The sequence below is a fragment of the Psychrobacter sp. TB55-MNA-CIBAN-0194 genome, assembly GCF_040309505.1.
In the GTDB taxonomy this organism is placed as follows: Bacteria; Pseudomonadota; Gammaproteobacteria; order Pseudomonadales; family Moraxellaceae; genus Psychrobacter; species Psychrobacter fozii.
On the sequence record NZ_JBEOOW010000658.1, the window covers coordinates 1 to 245 of the forward strand.

Genomic DNA, 245 nt, shown 5'->3' on the forward strand with positions numbered 1-245 from the left:
GTCCAGGGATGCTCATGAAAGTGCAGCCTCTCAAAGACGCCATTGCGAGTGCCAAAGTATCGGTGCCCAATGCAAAAGTTATTTATCTATCCCCTCAAGGGCGTACGCTAACGCAAGAAGGCGTGCAGCAGCTTGCTAAACAAGCAGAATTTATTCTGGTAGCAGGTCGCTATGAAGGCGTTGATGAGCGTTTAATTCAATCTGAGATTGATGAAGAATGGTCAATTGGCGACTTTGTCCTAAGT

General features: G+C 46.5%; 1 pseudogene. It reads left to right on the plus strand.

The annotated features are described in order from the left end of the window. Positions 1-14: 14 nt before the first annotated feature. Positions 15-245 (plus strand): annotated as a pseudogene (locus AAEY75_RS16645) (tRNA (guanosine(37)-N1)-methyltransferase TrmD); the annotation flags it as partial.